This window comes from Deltaproteobacteria bacterium, assembly GCA_029210625.1.
Lineage (GTDB): Bacteria > Myxococcota > Myxococcia > SLRQ01 > SLRQ01 > JARGFU01.
The window spans coordinates 222,697-238,348 of the sequence record JARGFU010000008.1 but is presented as its reverse complement, the minus strand read 5'-3'; the positions used below and the strand labels follow the sequence as shown (position 1 = coordinate 238,348).

The 15,652-nt window shown below is 72.2% G+C and carries 14 protein-coding genes; 8 read left to right on the top strand and 6 right to left on the bottom strand.

The genetic code is table 11. The features are described 5' to 3' along the window. The 4 genes from P1V51_09920 to P1V51_09905 all read right to left on the bottom strand — a co-directional run. A partial coding sequence (locus P1V51_09920; GenBank protein MDF1563352.1) for a protein-glutamate O-methyltransferase CheR occupies positions 1 to 893 on the bottom strand: 893 nt, incomplete at its 3' end. Further along, positions 890 to 1,555 (bottom strand): chemotaxis protein CheW, encoded by a 666-nt coding sequence (locus P1V51_09915; GenBank protein MDF1563351.1) that lies wholly within the window; start codon positions 1,553 to 1,555, stop codon positions 890 to 892. The genes P1V51_09920 and P1V51_09915, both read right to left, overlap by 4 nt. Before the next feature lie 13 nt (positions 1,556 to 1,568). Beyond that, on the bottom strand, positions 1,569 to 1,973 hold the full coding sequence (locus P1V51_09910; GenBank protein ID MDF1563350.1) for a response regulator: 405 nt from the start codon (positions 1,971 to 1,973) through the stop codon (positions 1,569 to 1,571). A gap of 370 nt (positions 1,974 to 2,343) precedes the next feature. Next, the gene (locus P1V51_09905; GenBank protein ID MDF1563349.1) at positions 2,344 to 2,583 is read right to left on the bottom strand and encodes a hypothetical protein; all 240 of its coding nucleotides are present in this window, start codon (positions 2,581 to 2,583) and stop codon (positions 2,344 to 2,346) included. Position 2,584: 1 nt separating this feature from the next. On the opposite strand from P1V51_09905, the gene P1V51_09900 reads away from it, so the two are divergent. The 3 genes from P1V51_09900 to P1V51_09890 all read left to right on the top strand — a co-directional run bounded on the left by P1V51_09900 (position 2,585) and on the right by P1V51_09890 (position 5,988). Further along, positions 2,585 to 3,334 (top strand): ABC transporter substrate-binding protein, encoded by a 750-nt coding sequence (locus tag P1V51_09900; protein MDF1563348.1) that lies wholly within the window; start codon positions 2,585 to 2,587, stop codon positions 3,332 to 3,334. A 7-nt stretch (positions 3,335 to 3,341) separates the two neighbouring features. Then, positions 3,342 to 3,902, top strand: coding sequence for a YfiR family protein (locus P1V51_09895; protein MDF1563347.1), 561 nt, complete (start codon positions 3,342 to 3,344; stop codon positions 3,900 to 3,902). A gap of 145 nt (positions 3,903 to 4,047) precedes the next feature. Continuing rightward, positions 4,048 to 5,988 carry a methyl-accepting chemotaxis protein gene (locus P1V51_09890; GenBank protein MDF1563346.1) on the top strand — a complete coding sequence of 647 codons (1,941 nt, stop codon included), beginning with the start codon at positions 4,048 to 4,050 and terminating at the stop codon, positions 5,986 to 5,988. Between the two features lie 164 nt (positions 5,989 to 6,152). Here the strand turns inward: P1V51_09890 and P1V51_09885 are convergent, their stop codons facing one another. After that, the gene (locus P1V51_09885) at positions 6,153 to 7,235 is read right to left on the bottom strand and encodes a hypothetical protein (GenBank protein ID MDF1563345.1); all 1,083 of its coding nucleotides are present in this window, start codon (positions 7,233 to 7,235) and stop codon (positions 6,153 to 6,155) included. Between the two features lie 163 nt (positions 7,236 to 7,398). Here P1V51_09885 and P1V51_09880 point away from each other — a divergent pair, with 163 nt between their 5' ends. The 5 genes from P1V51_09880 to P1V51_09860 are packed head-to-tail and all read left to right on the top strand — an operon-like array spanning position 7,399 to position 15,017. After that, positions 7,399 to 8,172 (top strand): c-type cytochrome, encoded by a 774-nt coding sequence (locus P1V51_09880; GenBank protein ID MDF1563344.1) that lies wholly within the window; start codon positions 7,399 to 7,401, stop codon positions 8,170 to 8,172. Next, positions 8,169 to 10,016 (top strand): hypothetical protein, encoded by a 1,848-nt coding sequence (locus P1V51_09875; protein ID MDF1563343.1) that lies wholly within the window; start codon positions 8,169 to 8,171, stop codon positions 10,014 to 10,016. Before P1V51_09880 ends, P1V51_09875 begins: the two co-directional genes overlap by 4 nt. Beyond that, positions 10,013 to 13,048, top strand: a complete 3,036-nt coding sequence (locus P1V51_09870) for a hypothetical protein (GenBank protein MDF1563342.1) — start codon at positions 10,013 to 10,015, stop codon at positions 13,046 to 13,048. Before P1V51_09875 ends, P1V51_09870 begins: the two co-directional genes overlap by 4 nt. Next, positions 13,045 to 14,004 (top strand): SUMF1/EgtB/PvdO family nonheme iron enzyme, encoded by a 960-nt coding sequence (locus tag P1V51_09865; protein ID MDF1563341.1) that lies wholly within the window; start codon positions 13,045 to 13,047, stop codon positions 14,002 to 14,004. The genes P1V51_09870 and P1V51_09865 overlap by 4 nt, the downstream gene beginning before the upstream one ends. After that, on the top strand, positions 14,001 to 15,017 hold the full coding sequence (locus P1V51_09860; GenBank protein MDF1563340.1) for an SUMF1/EgtB/PvdO family nonheme iron enzyme: 1,017 nt from the start codon (positions 14,001 to 14,003) through the stop codon (positions 15,015 to 15,017). The genes P1V51_09865 and P1V51_09860 overlap by 4 nt, the downstream gene beginning before the upstream one ends. On the opposite strand, the gene P1V51_09855 is transcribed toward P1V51_09860, so the two are convergent. Beyond that, positions 15,014 to 15,631 (bottom strand): class I SAM-dependent methyltransferase, encoded by a 618-nt coding sequence (locus P1V51_09855; protein MDF1563339.1) that lies wholly within the window; start codon positions 15,629 to 15,631, stop codon positions 15,014 to 15,016. The two genes, P1V51_09860 and P1V51_09855, sit on opposite strands and share 4 nt — an antisense overlap. Between the last annotated feature and the right edge of the window lie 21 nt (positions 15,632 to 15,652).

Below are 15,652 nucleotides of genomic sequence, written 5' to 3'. Positions count from 1 at the left end.
GGGGCGGGCGCGGGGAGCGCTTCCGCCACGGCCGGCGGGGGCGCGGGCGGGGCCGGCGCGTCTCTGGGGGGCCGCCGGGCATAGAGGGCGCCGGGGGCGATCTCCGTCGGCCAGGGGTAGGGGGGGCTGGGATCGGAGGGGCCCACCACCAGGAAGGCGCCCGGGGCCATCGCCTGCCGCAGCCGCTCGAAGGCGGCCTCGGTCGCTTCGACGGAGAGGTAGATGGCGACGTTGCGGAAGAAGAGCAGGTCGAACTCGTGGGGCGCCGGCGCCGGATCGGTGGTGATGCTCTGCAGGGCGAAGGTCGCGTTGCGTCGGTACTCGCGCCGCAGGTGCCAGCGCCGGCCCTCCCGCAGAAAGTAGCGATCTCGCTCCTGGGGGGAGAGGGTCCGCAGGGACCAGTCCGAGTAGAGGGCCGCCCGCGCCGCCTCGAGGGAGCTCTGGGCCACGTCGGTGCCGACCAGGGTCACCGACCAGGAGGCGGGATCGGGGAGGCACTCCTGGAGCAGGATGGCCAGGGAGTAGAGCTCCTCGCCCCGGGAGCAGCCGGCGCTCCAGACGCGGAGGAGCTTCTGCCGGGAGCGGCTCTCGATCAGCCGGGGAAGCACCTGCGTGCGCAGGGTCTCCATGGTCGAGGCGTCCCGGAAGAAGTAGGACTCGTTGACGGTGACCTTCGCCAGGAGGTCCCGAACCGTGGGGTCGTCGAGGGGGCGAGAGCGCAGGCGCTCGACGACCTGCCCGGGAGAGGCGAGCCCCGACTGGCTGGCGAGCTGGACGACCTTCTCGGCCAGGTCCGGGCGGTGGCGCTCCAGGACCCGGTGCCCGACCCGCTGGTCGAGCAGCGCGCAGGCCTCCTCGAGCCACGCCGGCTCGCTCTGACGCCCGGAGCTCACGCCTTCTTCGACTTGCTCTTCGCCTTCGCCCGGGCCTTGGACGGGGGCTTCCCGGGGGTCGCGTCGGCGGCGGGGGAGGGCGCGGGGGACTGCAGGGGGAGCTCCTCGGGGAGCTCGAGCTCATAGGTGGGCTGGAGGAGCTGGTAGAGGTCCAGGATCTGGATGATCTCGTCGTCCGGGCCGGGCGCCATCGCGGCAACGCACTGGGCGGCGGCCAGGGGGCCGGTCGCGACCTCGAGGCGATCTCCGTCGAGGGAGATCAGGTCCAGCACCCGATCGACCACGACCCCGACCTCCCCGGTGACGGGGGCGAGGATGGCGATCGGGGTCTGCAGGTCGAGCTTCGGGGCCGAGATGCCCACCCGCTTGCGGGCGTCGATCACCGGGATGATCCGGCCGCGCAGGTTCATCGCCCCCAGGATCGACTCGGAGACCTCCGGGACGGGGGTGATCCACACGGCCCGGATGACCTCCCGGACCATCGCCAGCGGCACGGCGTAGAGCTCGGTACCGATGTTCAGGGTGAGCGCCGAGAAGCGGCCGGCGGGCAGGGACTCCCGGGTGCGCTCGGGCTGCACCTGGCGCCGCAGCTTCGCGAGCTCGTCCTCGAGCTCCGCGAGGCGCCGCAAGAGCGCCTGGTCCTGCGGGGGCGTGGGGGACATCTCGCCTCTTCTCCTACAGCCACTTCCGCAGCGCCTTGATCAGGTTCTGCGGATCTGCGGTCTTGTGGACGTGGCCGTCGGCCCCACACTCCCGGGCGAGGCGGGAGAGCTCGCCGTCGTCGAGGGAGGAGTAGAGGAGAATCTTGATGTTCTCGGTGTTCTCCTTGCGCAGCATGCTGGCCACCCGGTCCCCGGTCATGGCGGGCATGTTCACGTCGAGGATGAGGAGCTGCGGGTTCTCCTTCCAGAGGAGATAGGGGATGCCGATGGGGTTGTCGGTCTCGACCACCTCGAGGCCGATCTCCTCGAGGGCCTCCACCGCGGCGCAGCGCACGGTGGGGCTGTCGTCCAGGAGCAGGACCTTGCGGATCTTGCCGTTGCTCCGGAGGGGGTTGGTGCCTGAGGTCTTGTCGTTCATCGATGGACTGTCCGGGGAAGAGGTGACCTGCATGAGGGTCCTGTCGAGCAAGGGGGATGCCAGGTGCGGATCAACTGGTAGAGGGCCTCTAAAACCAGAATTCGGGGCTTCTGCCGCTTTCGGGTCTCGCTTTCGAGATCTCGATCTCGATACGAGACACCCACCTCTGGTGCTACGCCACAGCGATGGGAATGGGTGAAGGGCTGCCCAAAAAAGGAACATCGTGCCAACCAGAGGTGGGGAGGGCACGATGGAACGATCTGTTGCCAGACCCGCTCCGGGGTGGCCGAGGGGACTCCCCTGGCCACCCGGAGCAGCCCGTGGCCTGCAGGGGTGCCTCGTGGGGCCCCCTGCAGACCGGATTCGAAGGCTAGGGGCAGGCCGGAACGGAGGGCCCACACAGGTTGCAGCAGGTGGGGATCTCGCCGTCGATGCCCTCGACGAAGCCGATCATGCCGAGCATCTCGCCGTCCGAGAGGGAGGCGCCGGCGGCGACCCACTCGGTGCCGTCCTGCTTGTTGAAGGGGCCGTGGAAGACGTCCCAGGTGCCGGCCTCGATCTCGGCCTTCTTGGCGTCGACCTGATCCCGCACCGTGCCCTCGGCCGTCACGATGGGCCAGGCCCTCGCGGAGCGGATGGTGGCCGACGGGATCGAGCGCGCCTCGGTGCTCTACGAGGGCAACGAGTACGGCGCCGGCTGGGCCAACATGATCGACAGCAGCTTCCGCGCCCTCGGCGGGACCTCCACCGGGCTGACCGCCTTCTCCCCGGAGGCCACCTCGGTCGATGCGGACCTGCGGCGAGCCTTCGGTAGCAACGAGCAGGCGGTGGTGCTCGTGGCCCGGGCCCGCACCGGCGCCGCGGTGGTCGAGGAGTGGGCCTCGCTGGGGCTCGGCAAGCGCTGGTACTTCGTTCCGGCCCTCCACGACCAGGTCTTCCTGGACAACATCCCTCCCGGGGTCGTCGATGACATGGTCGGCATCTCCCCGGCCCTGGGCGACGACTCCGCGGCCTTCGAGACCCTCTTCTCCGACCGCTGGGACGGCGATCGGCCCCTGGCGCCCGGCTACTTCTACTTCGACGCCATCCTCCTCTGGGCCCTGGCCTCCGAGGCCGCCCGTACGGGCTCGGCCGATCCCACGGGCGCCCAGGTCGCCCAGAAGCTGCTGGAGGTCTCCTCGCCGCCGGGGACGGCCTACACCTGGCAGGAACTCCCTCAGGCGTTGGCAGCGGTAAGGAACGGGGAGGACATCGACTTCATCGGCACCACCGGCGCCGTGAATTTCGACAGCCGTGGCGACGTCGAAGCCAGTGGAAACCGATTCTGGCACGTCGATAGTGATATATTCATCGAAGAGTAGCCCCTTGATGCTTCTGTCCAATCAGCCGACACGAAGGCGCCCGAGCCGCCGAGGCTTCGGCGCGACCCTGGTGATCCTGGCCCTCCTGCTGGCGCCGAGCGTCGGTCACGCCGCCGAGGTGCCCGTCAACCTGCAGGTCGCGCTCTTCACCAAGATCTTCAGCTACGACTACAAGCTGGCCAAGGAGAAGAGCGGCGGGTACGAGATCCTCATCGTCTACGCCCCCGGCAAGCTCTCGGGCGCCCTCGAGCTGATCGCCGGCTTCTCCAAGACCGGCGCGCGGGCCAAGCCGGTCTCGGAGAGCGATCTGAAGAACAAGATCCGCGAGGCCCACGTCGTCTACGTCATGACCGGCGTCGACGCAGAGGCAGTCGGCAAACTCTGCGCAGCACACAGCGTCCTCTCGATCACCGGGAACCCGAAGTTCGTCGAGGACGGAGATGTCTCCATTGGTCTCGAGATCGCGTCCGGGGGGCGGCCGAAGATCGTGGTGAACATCCTTCGGGTCAGCACCGAAGGACACACCTTCTCTTCGCAGCTCCTGAGATTGGCGCGCATCATTCGATGATCCGTATCTGCTGCGCACCCCGCCGGGTGTGGACTCGACGGGAACCCCGTTGACGCGGCTTCGAGAATACGCTCCCCACAGATCGGCCCGTCGTAGGTCCCTGCGGCTCAAGCTGACGGTCATCGTCGGCCTGATGATGTCGCTGATGGCCCTGCTGATGGCGATCTACATCCCCTTGCGGATGAACGAGGCCTCCCAGAAGTGGGCGGAGCGAAGGGCGAAGGGGCTGGCGCTGGTGATCGCCAGCGCGGGGCGCGCTCCGTACGACCTGGCCGAGTTTAAGGGGCCGGCGGAGCTGACCAAGCTGCTGACCCTGCTGGAGGACGCGCCCGGCGCCACCTACGGGGCCATCCTCGACGAGCGGCGAGCGCCCCTGGGCACTTGGAACCCTCGCGAGTTCAAGATCGAGGCCCTCGCGCTCGATCCCGCCGATGGTCCCCAGGTGCAGACCCTCCAGGGGACCCTGCACGTCCTCGCCCTCATCGAGACCCCCTCCGGCGCCCGCGGCTACCTCCAGCTCGGCTTCTCCATGGCGGAGATCGAGGCCGAGCGCAGGGCGAACACCCTGGCCATCGCGGGCATCACCCTGCTGGTCTTCGTGGCGGGGCGGGTGGTCCTGAGCTTCCTCCTGGAGCGGATCCTCATCGGCCCGATCACCCTGCTGCGGGAGGTGACCACCTCCATCATCGCCACCGGCAACCTGACCACCCGGATCCCGGCGGGCGCCAACGACGAGATCGGCGACCTCGCGGAGGCGTTCAGCCAGATGGTCGAGTGGCAGCGCAGCACCCTGCGCGCACTCCAGCGGGTCACCCGGACCCTCACCGAGGTGAGCGACGAGATGTCCGCCACCGGGACCGTGGTGGCCGTGGGCGCGGGCAAGGTTCAGCACCAGGTAGAGGAGACCTCCCGCCTCATGGGGCAGATGCTCGAGTCGATCCAGCAGATGGCCGGCGACCTGACGACCCTGCGCTCCAACGCCGAGCACGGCAACGACACCATCCTCGAGATGGCCCACACCAACAGCCAGTCGGCCACCCACATCGAGTCGATGGCGTCCTTCGTCGAGACCACCACCCAGACCATCGACGCGATGGCGCGCTCGGTGAGGGACATCGCCTCGAGCATCGAGCAGGTCAACGACACCCTGGCGGACACCTCCTCCTTCAGCCGGCAGTTCGAGGAGACGGTACAGCGGGTCGGGGAGCGGGCGCAGACCACCGCCGAGCTCTCGAAGCGGGTCGCCGACGACGCCGACAAGGGGGTCGAGGCCCTGACCGAGACCCTCGAGGGCATCCACCAGATGCAAGCCTCGTTCACCTCGGCCTCCGAGGCCCTCGATCACCTGGTGCAGCGCCTCTGGGACGTCTCCAAGATTCTCATCGTCATCGACGACATCACCGAGCAGACCGAGCTGCTGGCCCTGAACGCCGCCATCATCTCGGCGCAGGCCGATCGGACGAAGCACTCGACGGCCGAGATCAACGAGCTCATCAACAACGTGCAGCGGGACTCGGGCAGCGCCATCGCGGCCATGGCCCGTGGCGCCGAGTCGGTCGAGGCCGGCGTCACCCTCGGGCAGCAGGCCGAGCGAGCGCTAGCGCGCATCCAGGGCTCCTCCCGGGACGCCCGCCGGATGGTCGAGGAGATCGCTCAGGCCTCGGTCGAGCAGGCCGATGGCAACCGTTCGATCGCCGAGTCGATCGCCCGCATCGCCTCCACCGTCGACGAGATCGCCACGGCCTCGGCCGTCCAGGCGAAGGGCTCGAGCCTGGTGCTCGACAGCACCCACAAGATGCAGCAGCTCAATCAGGAGGTGCACGCCTCCAGCCGGCAGCAGGCCACGAGCTCGGATCGAGTGCTCGCGTCCATCCACGAGATCACGACGATGATCGAGAACGTCAACCACCGGCAGGAGGGTCAGACGCGCACCTCCTCCGACGTGCTCGACGCGATCACCGCGATCGAGAGCGTCAGCGAGCAGCAGAGCCAGTCGGCCGATCGCCTCGGCGAGCTGATCGGGGCGCTGCAGCGGCACGCGCACGAGCTGGAGGAAGAGCTCGGCCGCTTCCGGGTCGACGGCTAGCGCTAAACCAGAGATCATGATTCCCGAACAGCGGATGGCGCCGCGGACGTGCCCGGATGCAAGGAAGGGTGAGGGAGCCTAGCCTTAGCTAGGTGACCGAGGCCTGACGCCGCAGGCGGGTGCGGCCTGCAAGCCAGACGTGATCGGGAATCGTGATTTCTGGTTTAGACGGCCAGCAGCTCGATCTCGACCAGCAGGTCGTCGCGGCAGACGTCCGCCAGGCTCACGGCCAGGGGGTGTTCGTCCATCAGGCGGACCAGGCGGGGATCCTCGAAGAGGGCCTCGTGTCCCGGCTTCACGTAGACGATGCCCGAGACCACCCGCTCCCAGGCCGAGCCCCCGGCCTCGAGGAGGGCCGCGGCCTTCTCGAGGGTGGTGTCCAGCTGGGCCCGGGCGTCGCCGACGTGGAGGGTGAGCCCCTCGTCGTCGTCGATGGAGGCCATCCCCGAGATCAGGAGCATGGGGGGACCCAGGCCCTCGATCCGGATGGCCCGGGAAAAGAGCGAGCCGTAGCTCGTCGCCTCGCACTGGGCCGGGTTCTCGATCTGCTGGAGCGTCACGCCGCTCCCGGACGCGGCGAGGGCGTCGAGGGTGAGGTGCTCGCCGCTGGCGAGGATGCTCTGGATGCCGGTGCTGGCCGGGATGCGCTCGCTGCCCAGGAGGGAGAGCCCCTGGAAGCAGCCCCGCCGTACCGCGTTGAAGCCGGGGTAGTCCTCGAGGACGTCCCGGAAGAAGCACCAGGTCCGGGCGACCTCCGGGGCCGCGAAGCCGAGGGCGGCGAGCTCTTCGAAGGCGCGCCGGTAGGTGGCCTCGTAGGCCCGCAGGGTGTCGCGCTCGCTCGAGGCGACGTGGAAGAGGTAGGCCAGGCGCCGATCGCCGGTGGGGTCGTCGAGGAGCCAGGCCTCGCCGCCACCCTCGAGGGGCCGCGCCTCGAGGCGGCTGCCCTCGGCGGGCTCGAGGATCAGGGCCTGCAGCCCGAAGAAGGGGAGGGTGCCGGGGCGGGGAGAGAGGTAGAGGTCGGACTCCCAGCCCGGGAGGTGCTCGAGGAGGCTGGCGGCCTCGACCGTGCTCGCGCCGAAGAGGCGCAAGCGAGCCAGGCTGCCGTCGGCGCGCCCGTCGTGGAGCTCGCGCAGCATCCGGAGATCGGCGGAGGGGTTGGCCAGCACCCGCCCGCTCACCCAGGTCTCGCGGTGGCTACCACGGTCGATGGTGCACCGCTGGAGATCGCCCGCGCTCTGCCTGTTCACCCCGCCGGCGCCAGCCGACGCGGTGGACGGGGCGGGGGAGCCTTTGCCGCCGTCGCTACTCACGGCGACGAAACTATCATGGATGGCGGTCACCACAGCCCGGTGATCGGGTATCGTCATAGGCTGCGGCGCGAGCCCTTCGAACGCACCGCGCTGCGAACCCATGAAGTCCGGTGCCCGTCTCCTCCTCTTCCTCGCCCTGGTCCTGGTGATCTGGGTGATCGTGAAGGGCTGGGAGCGGGGTCCCCGGGGCGCGGCCGAGGACACCGCCGCCCTGCGGGGGGAGGCCCTCGCCCGGGAGCTGGGCTGCTTCGGCTGCCACGGTCCCGCGGGCCGCGGCGGGGTGGAGGATCCCCTCCTCCCCGAGGCCGGGGTGCCCGGCTGGTCGGGGGGAGTGCTCCAGAGCTACGCCCGGAGCGAGGCCGAGATCCGCGAGTGGATCCTCGACGGCGTCTCCGAGCGCCTGAAGGACCGCCCGCCCGAGGCCCGGCCCGGAGGCCTCCTGCCCATGCCCGCCTACCGCGACCTGCTCTCGGAGGGACAGGTGGACGATCTGATGGCCTACGTCCTCGCCGTGGCCGCCTGGGACGAGGGGATGCCGGGCGCCGCCTACGAGGGCAAGGAGCTCGCCCGGCGCCTGGGCTGCTTCGGCTGCCACGGGCCCTCGGGGATCGGCGGCCTGCCCAACCCCGGCAGCTTCAAGGGCGTGATCCCCTCCTGGGAGGGTGAGTGGTACGCCGAGCTCGTGCGAGACGACGACGAGCTGCGCGCCTGGATCCTCGACGGCGCTCCGCCTCGCCTGACAGAGAGCGCGCTCGCCCGCCGCTACCTGGAGGGGCAGCGCATCCAGATGCCGGCGTACCGGGAGCACGTCTCCGACGCCGAGCTCGAGGCGATGGTCGCCTACCTCGCCTGGCTCCGGAGGGAGCGCGAGTGAGGCGCCTCTTCCTCGTCCTGCCTCTCTGCGGTCTCGTCACCCTCGCGCTCTCCCTGCCGGCGGGTGGATCCGCGGCCGCGCCGCCCACCCCGGTCCCCGCGGCCGGGGAGGAGAGCGGCGCCTCCCTCACCCGGGGGATCCGCTCGCCGGAGGCGGTCGTGGCCTCGGCCGACGGGGACCGGGCCTGGGTGATCGACGCCGGGGCCGAGCTCGTCCACGAGCTCGACCTGCAGCGCGGCGAGGTGCGGCGGCGGATCCCGGTCGAGGGTCGGCCGGTGGCCGCCGTGCTCTCCCCCGGCGAGGAGCACCTCTGGGTGACCTTGCAGCACGGGGCTGCCGTGGCCCGGATCGATCTGGCGGCGGGGGAGGTCGGCGCTAGCCTGCCCGTCTCCCCCGAGCCCCGAGGCCTCGCCCTCTCTCTCGATGGCCAGCGCCTCTTCGTCACCGGTGGGCTCGAGGATCGGGTCTCGGCCCTGGCGCTGCCCGCCGGCCGCCTCCTCTGGCAGGCCCGGGTGGGCCGGGGGCCGAGCGCGCTGGCCCTGACCCCCGACGGAGCGCGGCTCGTCGTCGCCAACGGTCTGGGGCGCAGCGTGACCCTCCTCTCCGCCGCGACCGGGGAGGTGCTCGAGCACCGGCCCCTCGGGGTCGCCTCCCTCCTGCGGGGCGTCGCCCTCACCCCCGACGGCCGCCACGCCATCGTCACGCACGTCCTCTCCCGGGACCGGGTCACGACCCTGCAGATGGAGCGGGGCTGGATCCACTCCAACGGCTTCTCGATCCTCGACCTGGACCAGCCCGGTCACCGGGTCACGCTCCTCCTCGACACCCTCCTGGAGGGGGCCACCAACCCCAACGGGGTGGTGGTGCTGCCGGACGCCAGCGCCTTCGCCGTCGCCCTCGCGGGGATCCACCAGGTCGCGCTGGTGGACCTGCCCCGCGTCCTCGCCCTGGCCGAGGCGACGGCCCCGGAGGCGGTCGAGCGCCGGGCGCAGGACGTGGAGCTCCTCCGGCGCCAGGGGATCGCCCGCCGCCTGCCGGCCGGCGGGGAGGGGCCCCGGGGGCTGGCGCTGCGGCCGGGGCACGACGAGCTCCTCGTCGCCACCTACTTCGGCGACGGCCTCTCGGTCCTCGACGCGCGCACCGGCGAGCTGAAGCGGCGCGTCCCGCTGGGATCGCCGCAGGAGCTCGCGCCGGCGGTCGCCCTCTGGCGCGAGGGCGAGCGCCTCTTCAACGACGGCCGGCTGGGCTTCCAGACCTGGTACTCCTGCGTGTCCTGCCACGAGGAGGACGCGGGGATGGACGGCCTGAACTGGGATCTGCCCAACGACGGCACCGGCAACTTCAAGAACGCCAAGAGCCTGCGCAACGTGCACGACACGGCCCCGGCCATGTGGCGAGGGGTGCGGGCGGACATGGACGCCGCCACCCGGGCCGGCCAGCGCTTCGAGGGCTTCTTGCCGGAGGAGGAGAAGCACGCGGCCCTGATCGCCTTCCTCTCGGATCCGCCCCGCCCCCCGAACCCCTACCGGGACGGCCGGCTCGCCATCGCCCGCGGGCGCCTCGTCTTCCAGCGGGCCCTCTGTGACACCTGCCACCCGGAAGGGACCTTCACCGACCAGCGCCCCCACGATCTGGGCCTGCGCGGGCCGGACGATCTGCACGCGCGCTTCGACACGCCCTCCCTGCGGGAGTGCTACCGCAGCGCCCCCTACCTTCACGGCGGCACGGCCCCCACCCTCGAGTCGATCTTCCGCGAGCACGATCCCCGGGGGCTGCACGGCCGCACGAAGGATCTGAGCGAGGCGGAGCTCTCGGATCTCGTCGCCTACCTGAAGAGCCTGTGAGCCTCTCGTCCAAGCAGCTCGTCACCGGGGCGACGATCCTCGCGGCCACGGCCGCGGCCGTGCTGGCCTGGCCGGCCGGGGCCGGCGCGCCCTCCCGCTTCGGGGTGCAGGCCAGCGCCCGCTGGGCCCACGGCGCGAGGTACGCGCGGGCCACGCTGCCCCCGGTGGCGAACCCGCACCCCGACCCCGAGCTCCAGCCCCTGCGCGATCACCCCTTCGACGTCGTGGTCCACCCCGGGGGTCGAAAGGTCTACCTCTCCCTCCACGGCTCGGAAGGAGACCCCGGCAGCGCGGTGGCGGTGGTCGATCTCGCCGACGACTCCGTGCACCGGATCGCGCTGCGCCCGCCGGGAGAGGACGGCCCGCCGGGCAGCTCGCCTCACCGCCTGACCTTCCACCCCGGGGGCCGCTTCCTGGTGGTGACCAACCGCTTCTCGAACTTCGCCTCGGTGATCGACACGGAGGTCGATCGGGTGAGCGCCGAGATCCCCCTGGACTTCCACGCCCAGCAGCTGATCTTCGACGCCAGGGGCGAGCGGGCCTGGGTCTCGATCCGCTACCTCGATCAGGTGCTCGCGCTGCGGGTGAAGGTCGAGGGCGATCGCTTCACGGCCGAGGTGGAGGAGCGGGGCGGGCTCTCGCTGGCGGACTTCAAGGCTGGCTCCCCCTCCGTGCACGAGCGCCTGGTGAGGCGCTGCGGCGCCGAGGCCTGCCACGCCACGCGCCGGGGGGCCTTCGTCGCGGCCGCCGACGCCGAGGCGAGCTTCCTCTCCCTCCTCGAGCTCTGGCGCCCGGGGCCGGCGACGAACTCCCAGCTCTGGCGGGCGGCGGTGCGCACCCGGGAGGGGGGCTACGCCGATCGTCTGCCCCGGGAGAAGGCGCACGCCGGGGGCGTGATCTTCAAGGCGCCCGGCCGCGACCCCGACGCCCTGGCCCTGCGGGCCTTCCTCGAGGCGCCGCTCTCGGGGCCCGGCATCCCGGTGGGCAACCCCCGCTCCAAGCCCAAGGCTCTGGCCCTGGCCCGGGGGGGTGAGCTGCTCCTGGTCGGGAACACCGGCACCCAGGACATCGCGGTGGTGCGCACCGCGACCGGCCAGGAGGTCGGATCGATCCGGGTGGGCAACGTCGTCAACGACCTGCGGGTGATGGAGGGCGGCGGCCGGGAGTGGCTGCTGGTCACGACCGAGGGGATCGGCTTCGGCGTCGGGGTCGCCCGCGATCCCTGGGGCTCGGACAGCTGGGATCGGGAGAACCCGGCGGCCGAGTACACCGTCCGCCGCGACCTCGAGACCGGCCGGGTGCTGCCGCGAGAGCAGCAGGACCTCCTCGGCCCCGCCGACGCGGTGGACGGGACGGCGGCGATCAAGTTCCGCGACATCCAGAACGATCTGGTGGTCGTCGATCTCGACGCCCTCGAGGTGCCCGAGGCGCCGCCCGCCGGCGGGCTCGCGCCCCTGCTCTCCCCGACCCGCTACGAGTCGCACGCCGCCTGGGTGCGCTACACCTCCGACACCGCCGAGTCGACCGCCGGCGACGTGCACGGCGACATCCCCCCCGACCTGATGCGGGTCGTGGGCGCCCTCCCCGAGAAGATGGCCGCGGCCGGCGACCGCCTGCTGGTCACGATGCAGGGCAGCAACCTGGTGCAGGTGCTGCGGCTGCAGCCCGGGGCGCGCGATCCGAGCGAGCGCCTGCTGCCGCTTCGCACCCTCTCCACCGGCATGCAGCCGATCGGGATCGCCTACGGCGGGGAGGTGGGGCCGGCCGCGGGCAGGGTGCTGGTGGCGAACTTCCTCGGCGGCTCCCTCTCCGTCCTCGAGCTCGAGAGTGGCGAGGGCCGGGAGATCGTCGTCGATCCCAGCGTGCTCGAGCTGCCGGTGCCGGCCACCGAGGCCGAGACCGGGGAGATCCTCGCCCACACCGCCCTCTTCTCCGCGGACGGCGACACCTCCTGCGTGCACTGCCACTACCTCGATCTGGGAGACGGCCGCCCCTGGGGCGTCAGCCAGGTCGTGGGGCAGGTCTACGATCACCCCGGGGACGAGGCGGGCCGCCTGATCATCGGCGGGACCATGAGCGTGCCGCAGATGCGAGGCCTCTTCGCCATCCAGCCCTTCTTCTTCGAGGGGACCCTCTCGGCCTTCGAGCCCCGCTCGATGCTGATGGAGCACATCCCCGCCGACGACTTCGCCGGGCCGACCCCGCAGGGAGACTTCACCCACCTCGTGGCGCCGACGGTGAACCTCGGGGTGGACGACGTGCAGTCGAGCATGGACGCGACGACCTCCTTCGAGGCGACCCTCGAGCTTCGCCGGGAGGCGATGCTGCAGCGGCGCAGCCTGGAGGTCTTCGGCAAGGCCCACGGCCTGCGGGACATCGTCCGCTTCGTCGGCGCCTGGCAGATCACGGAAGGAAGGCTCCTGCCCAACCCCTTCGACCCGGACGCCCCGGCCGTGGCCCGGGGCAAGGCCCTCTTCGAGCACCCGCAGGTCGGCTGCGTCTCCTGCCACCCGCCACCCCACTTCGCCCTCAAGGACCTGCCGGACAACCCGACCCAGTCGATGCCGGCGATGGTGACGGTGAGCAACCGCGACGCCTCCTTCACCCTGATCGGCATGAACCGCCTCGACGCCCTCAACGGCCTGCGCCGGGACCTCGAGCCCTGGGACGTCGGCCGGGCGGAGGAGAACGAGAGCCACTACACCACCTTCCCCCTGCGGGGCCTCTGGGACCGGCCGCCCGTCTTCCTCCACGCCGGCACCGCCCGCACCCTGCGTGAGGTGCTCTGCGTCCCGGGCCAGGAGGGCCTGCGCACCTTCCCCTACGAGCCCGTCCTGGGGACCGAGCCCGAGCGGCCCGGCCGCCGGGAGGTTGGCCTCAACGAGACCTGGCTGGTGCCGGCCCCGAACCGCCGGGTGCGCGCCCACATGGCCTCGGGCGGACGCCTCGGCCTCGACACCCACGGCGGCACCTCTCAGCTGCGCGCCCACGAGATCGACGACCTCGTCTCCTTTCTCCAGAGCATCGAGTGAAGCGCCTCCTCCTCATCGGCCTTTTGCTGGGCCTCGCCGGCTGTCCCTCCGGGGAGGGGGGAGCGGGGTCGGCCTCGCCCGACGAGGGGGCGGCCCTCCTGCCGATCCCCGGCGGGAGCTTCGTCATGGGCGCGAAGGCCTTCCACGAGGATCTGCCCGCCGAGGGCGCCGGGAAGAAGCCCCTGCGTCCCCAGCAGGTGCTGCTCTACCGGGCGTCCTCCGGGTGGCGGCAGGCCGAGGAGACGCCGGCCCACCCCGTGCGCCTCGGCGCCTTCCGCCTCGATCGCGACGAGGTGAGCAACGCACGCTACCGGCGCTTCCTCGAGGCCCTCGAGACGGTCGGCCACCGTCACTGCCACCCCGACGAGCCCGCGGACAAGGACCACACCCCCCGCTACTGGGGCGAGTTCAACCCCTTCCTGAAGGACGCTGCCTACGCGGCCGCCGCGCCCTTCGACGGGAGGACCTTCCTCGCCGACGACGCGCCGGTGGTCGGCGTCGACTGGTACGACGCCCACGCCTTCGCCGCCTGGGCCGGCGGGCGCCTGCCCACCGAGGCCGAGTGGGAGTGGGCCTGCGGCGGCGGCGGCACCACGGGCGCGCAGCGGCGCTGGCCCTGGGGGGACGACTGGCGCACGGGCCACGCGAACATCGGCGGCAAGGGGGATCCCCACGTCTACCCCGTGGCCCCCGGGCACTTCGAGCAGGGCCAGAGCGCCTTCGGCTGCCGCAACCTCGCCGGCAACGCCGCCGAGTGGGTGGCGGACGCCTTCGCCCCCTACCCCGAGACGCCCCGGCGCGACCCGCGGGTCGAGGGGGCGCCGGGCGCCGCGCGGGTGATCCGCGGGGGCAGCAGCCGCAGCGTCCCCTCCCAGGTGCGCTGCAGCGCGCGCGAGCAGCGCGAGCCCACCTTCCGCAACTTCGACCTGGGCTTCCGCATCGGGAGGGACGCTTGAACCGCCCCTCCCTCGTCGCGGCGCTGCTGGCGCTCTTGCTCTCGAGCCCGGCGCTCGCCGCCGCTCCCGAGGACGCCATCTCGATCCCGGCGGGCCCGGCGATCGTCGGCCGGGACGGCGGCCCCGCCGAGGAGGCGCCGGCCCACCCGGTGCGACTGCGCGCCTACCGGATCGGCCGGCACGAGGTGAGCAACGCCGACTTCCTCTCCCACCTGCGCGAGCACGGCGGCTTCGGGACCCTGGAGGGCCAGCCCTACCTGGGCAGCCTGGAGCTTGCCCTCGAGGGGCTCGCCCAGCTCGAGCGCGAGCAGGGCGGGCCGCTCTCGAAGGTCGAGGCGAGCCTCGAGCCGCAGGTCCGGGCGCGCTGGCAGGCGACGATCGCCGCGGTGCGGGCCGCCACCGGCGAGGACGCGCGCGCCGGGATCGCGGGCCTGTCGCTGGAGCCGCACCGCGAGCGGCTGCGCCGCGAGGCCGAGCTGCCGGTGCGCTGGCTGACCTGGCGGGACGCCCGGGTCTACTGCCGGGCGGCCGGCGGCGACCTGCCCACCGAGGCGCAGTGGGAGCGGGCGGCCCGGGGCAAGGGTGGGCGAGCCTATCCCTTCGAGGGCGCCTGGGAGGCGGGCCGCTGCCCGATCGGGCTCGAGGCGCCGGCGCCGGTCGACGCCCACTCCGACTGCGCGACCCCGGAGGGCGCCCGGGGGATGGCCGGCAACGTCTGGGAGTGGACCCTCGACTGGTACGACGCCGGCTACTTCGCCCGCTCGCCCGCGGCCGATCCCACCGGACCCGAGGGCCTGCCCGAGGGAAGGCTGCCGCCCCCCGACCCCGAGGCGATGCTGCTGCGCACCCCCGGCCAGGGCCGGGAGACGGACACCCGCAAGGTCCTCAAGGGCGGCGGCTACGCCAGCCCCTCCGATCACCGCGCGCGCTTCGACGCCCGCAGCACGCGCCGATCGCCGCTCGCCCCCGGCGAGGCCCACCCCGACGTCGGTCTCCGCTGCGTCTGGCCCTAGACCCGGCGACAGAAACAGTAGGTGAAGCTCTGGGCGGAGCCCCAGGGGGTCTCGTGCTGCTCGGTGGCCGAGCCGAGCTTCTCGAAGCTACCGCCGAAGACCGCGTGGAGGCCGTCGGCGTCGTAGCGGACGACGGGCAGGCCGCTGCACTGCTCGGGGCCGTCGGGGGCGAAGGTGGCGACCAGGCAGAGGCCGCCGGGCTTCAGCGCCCGCAGGACCTGCGAGAGGTAGGCGGCCCGGGCCTCCTCCTCGACCAGGAAGTGGAAGACGGCCCGGTCGTGCCAGAGGTCGACGCTCTCCGGCTCGAGCAGGGGCGTGGTCACGTCCCCGACGATCCAGTCGATCGCCGCGCCGTCCTCGCCGAGGCGGGCGCGCGCGGCCTCCAGGGCCGGGGCGGCCAGATCGATCACGGCCAGGTTTCGGTGGCCCCGGGCGAGCAGATCGTCGACCAGGGTGGAGGCTCCCCCACCCACGTCGACGATCCGCGCGTCGGCGGGGAGCGCGCAGCGATCGATGAAGCCCAGCGACTGCTCCAGGTGTGGCCGGTACCAGGAGACCCCCTCCGGGGCCTTCGAGGCGTAGATCTGCTCCCAGTGCTGCCGCCGCTCGCTCACTCCGGATCGTTCTCGTCGTAG

What these genes read in the sequence shown, in the direction of transcription:
- P1V51_09895 (MDF1563347.1), top strand. Translation starts at nt 3,342, where the DNA reads ATGCTTCTGTCCAATCAGCCGACACGAAGGCGCCCGAGCCGCCGAGGC.
- P1V51_09910 (MDF1563350.1), bottom strand. Translation starts at nt 1,973, where the DNA reads ATGAACGACAAGACCTCAGGCACCAACCCCCTCCGGAGCAACGGCAAG.
- P1V51_09900 (MDF1563348.1), top strand. Translation starts at nt 2,585, where the DNA reads ATGGGCCAGGCCCTCGCGGAGCGGATGGTGGCCGACGGGATCGAGCGC.
- P1V51_09915 (MDF1563351.1), bottom strand. Translation starts at nt 1,555, where the DNA reads ATGTCCCCCACGCCCCCGCAGGACCAGGCGCTCTTGCGGCGCCTCGCG.
- P1V51_09890 (MDF1563346.1), top strand. Translation starts at nt 4,048, where the DNA reads ATGGCCCTGCTGATGGCGATCTACATCCCCTTGCGGATGAACGAGGCC.
- P1V51_09880 (MDF1563344.1), top strand. Translation starts at nt 7,399, where the DNA reads ATGAAGTCCGGTGCCCGTCTCCTCCTCTTCCTCGCCCTGGTCCTGGTG.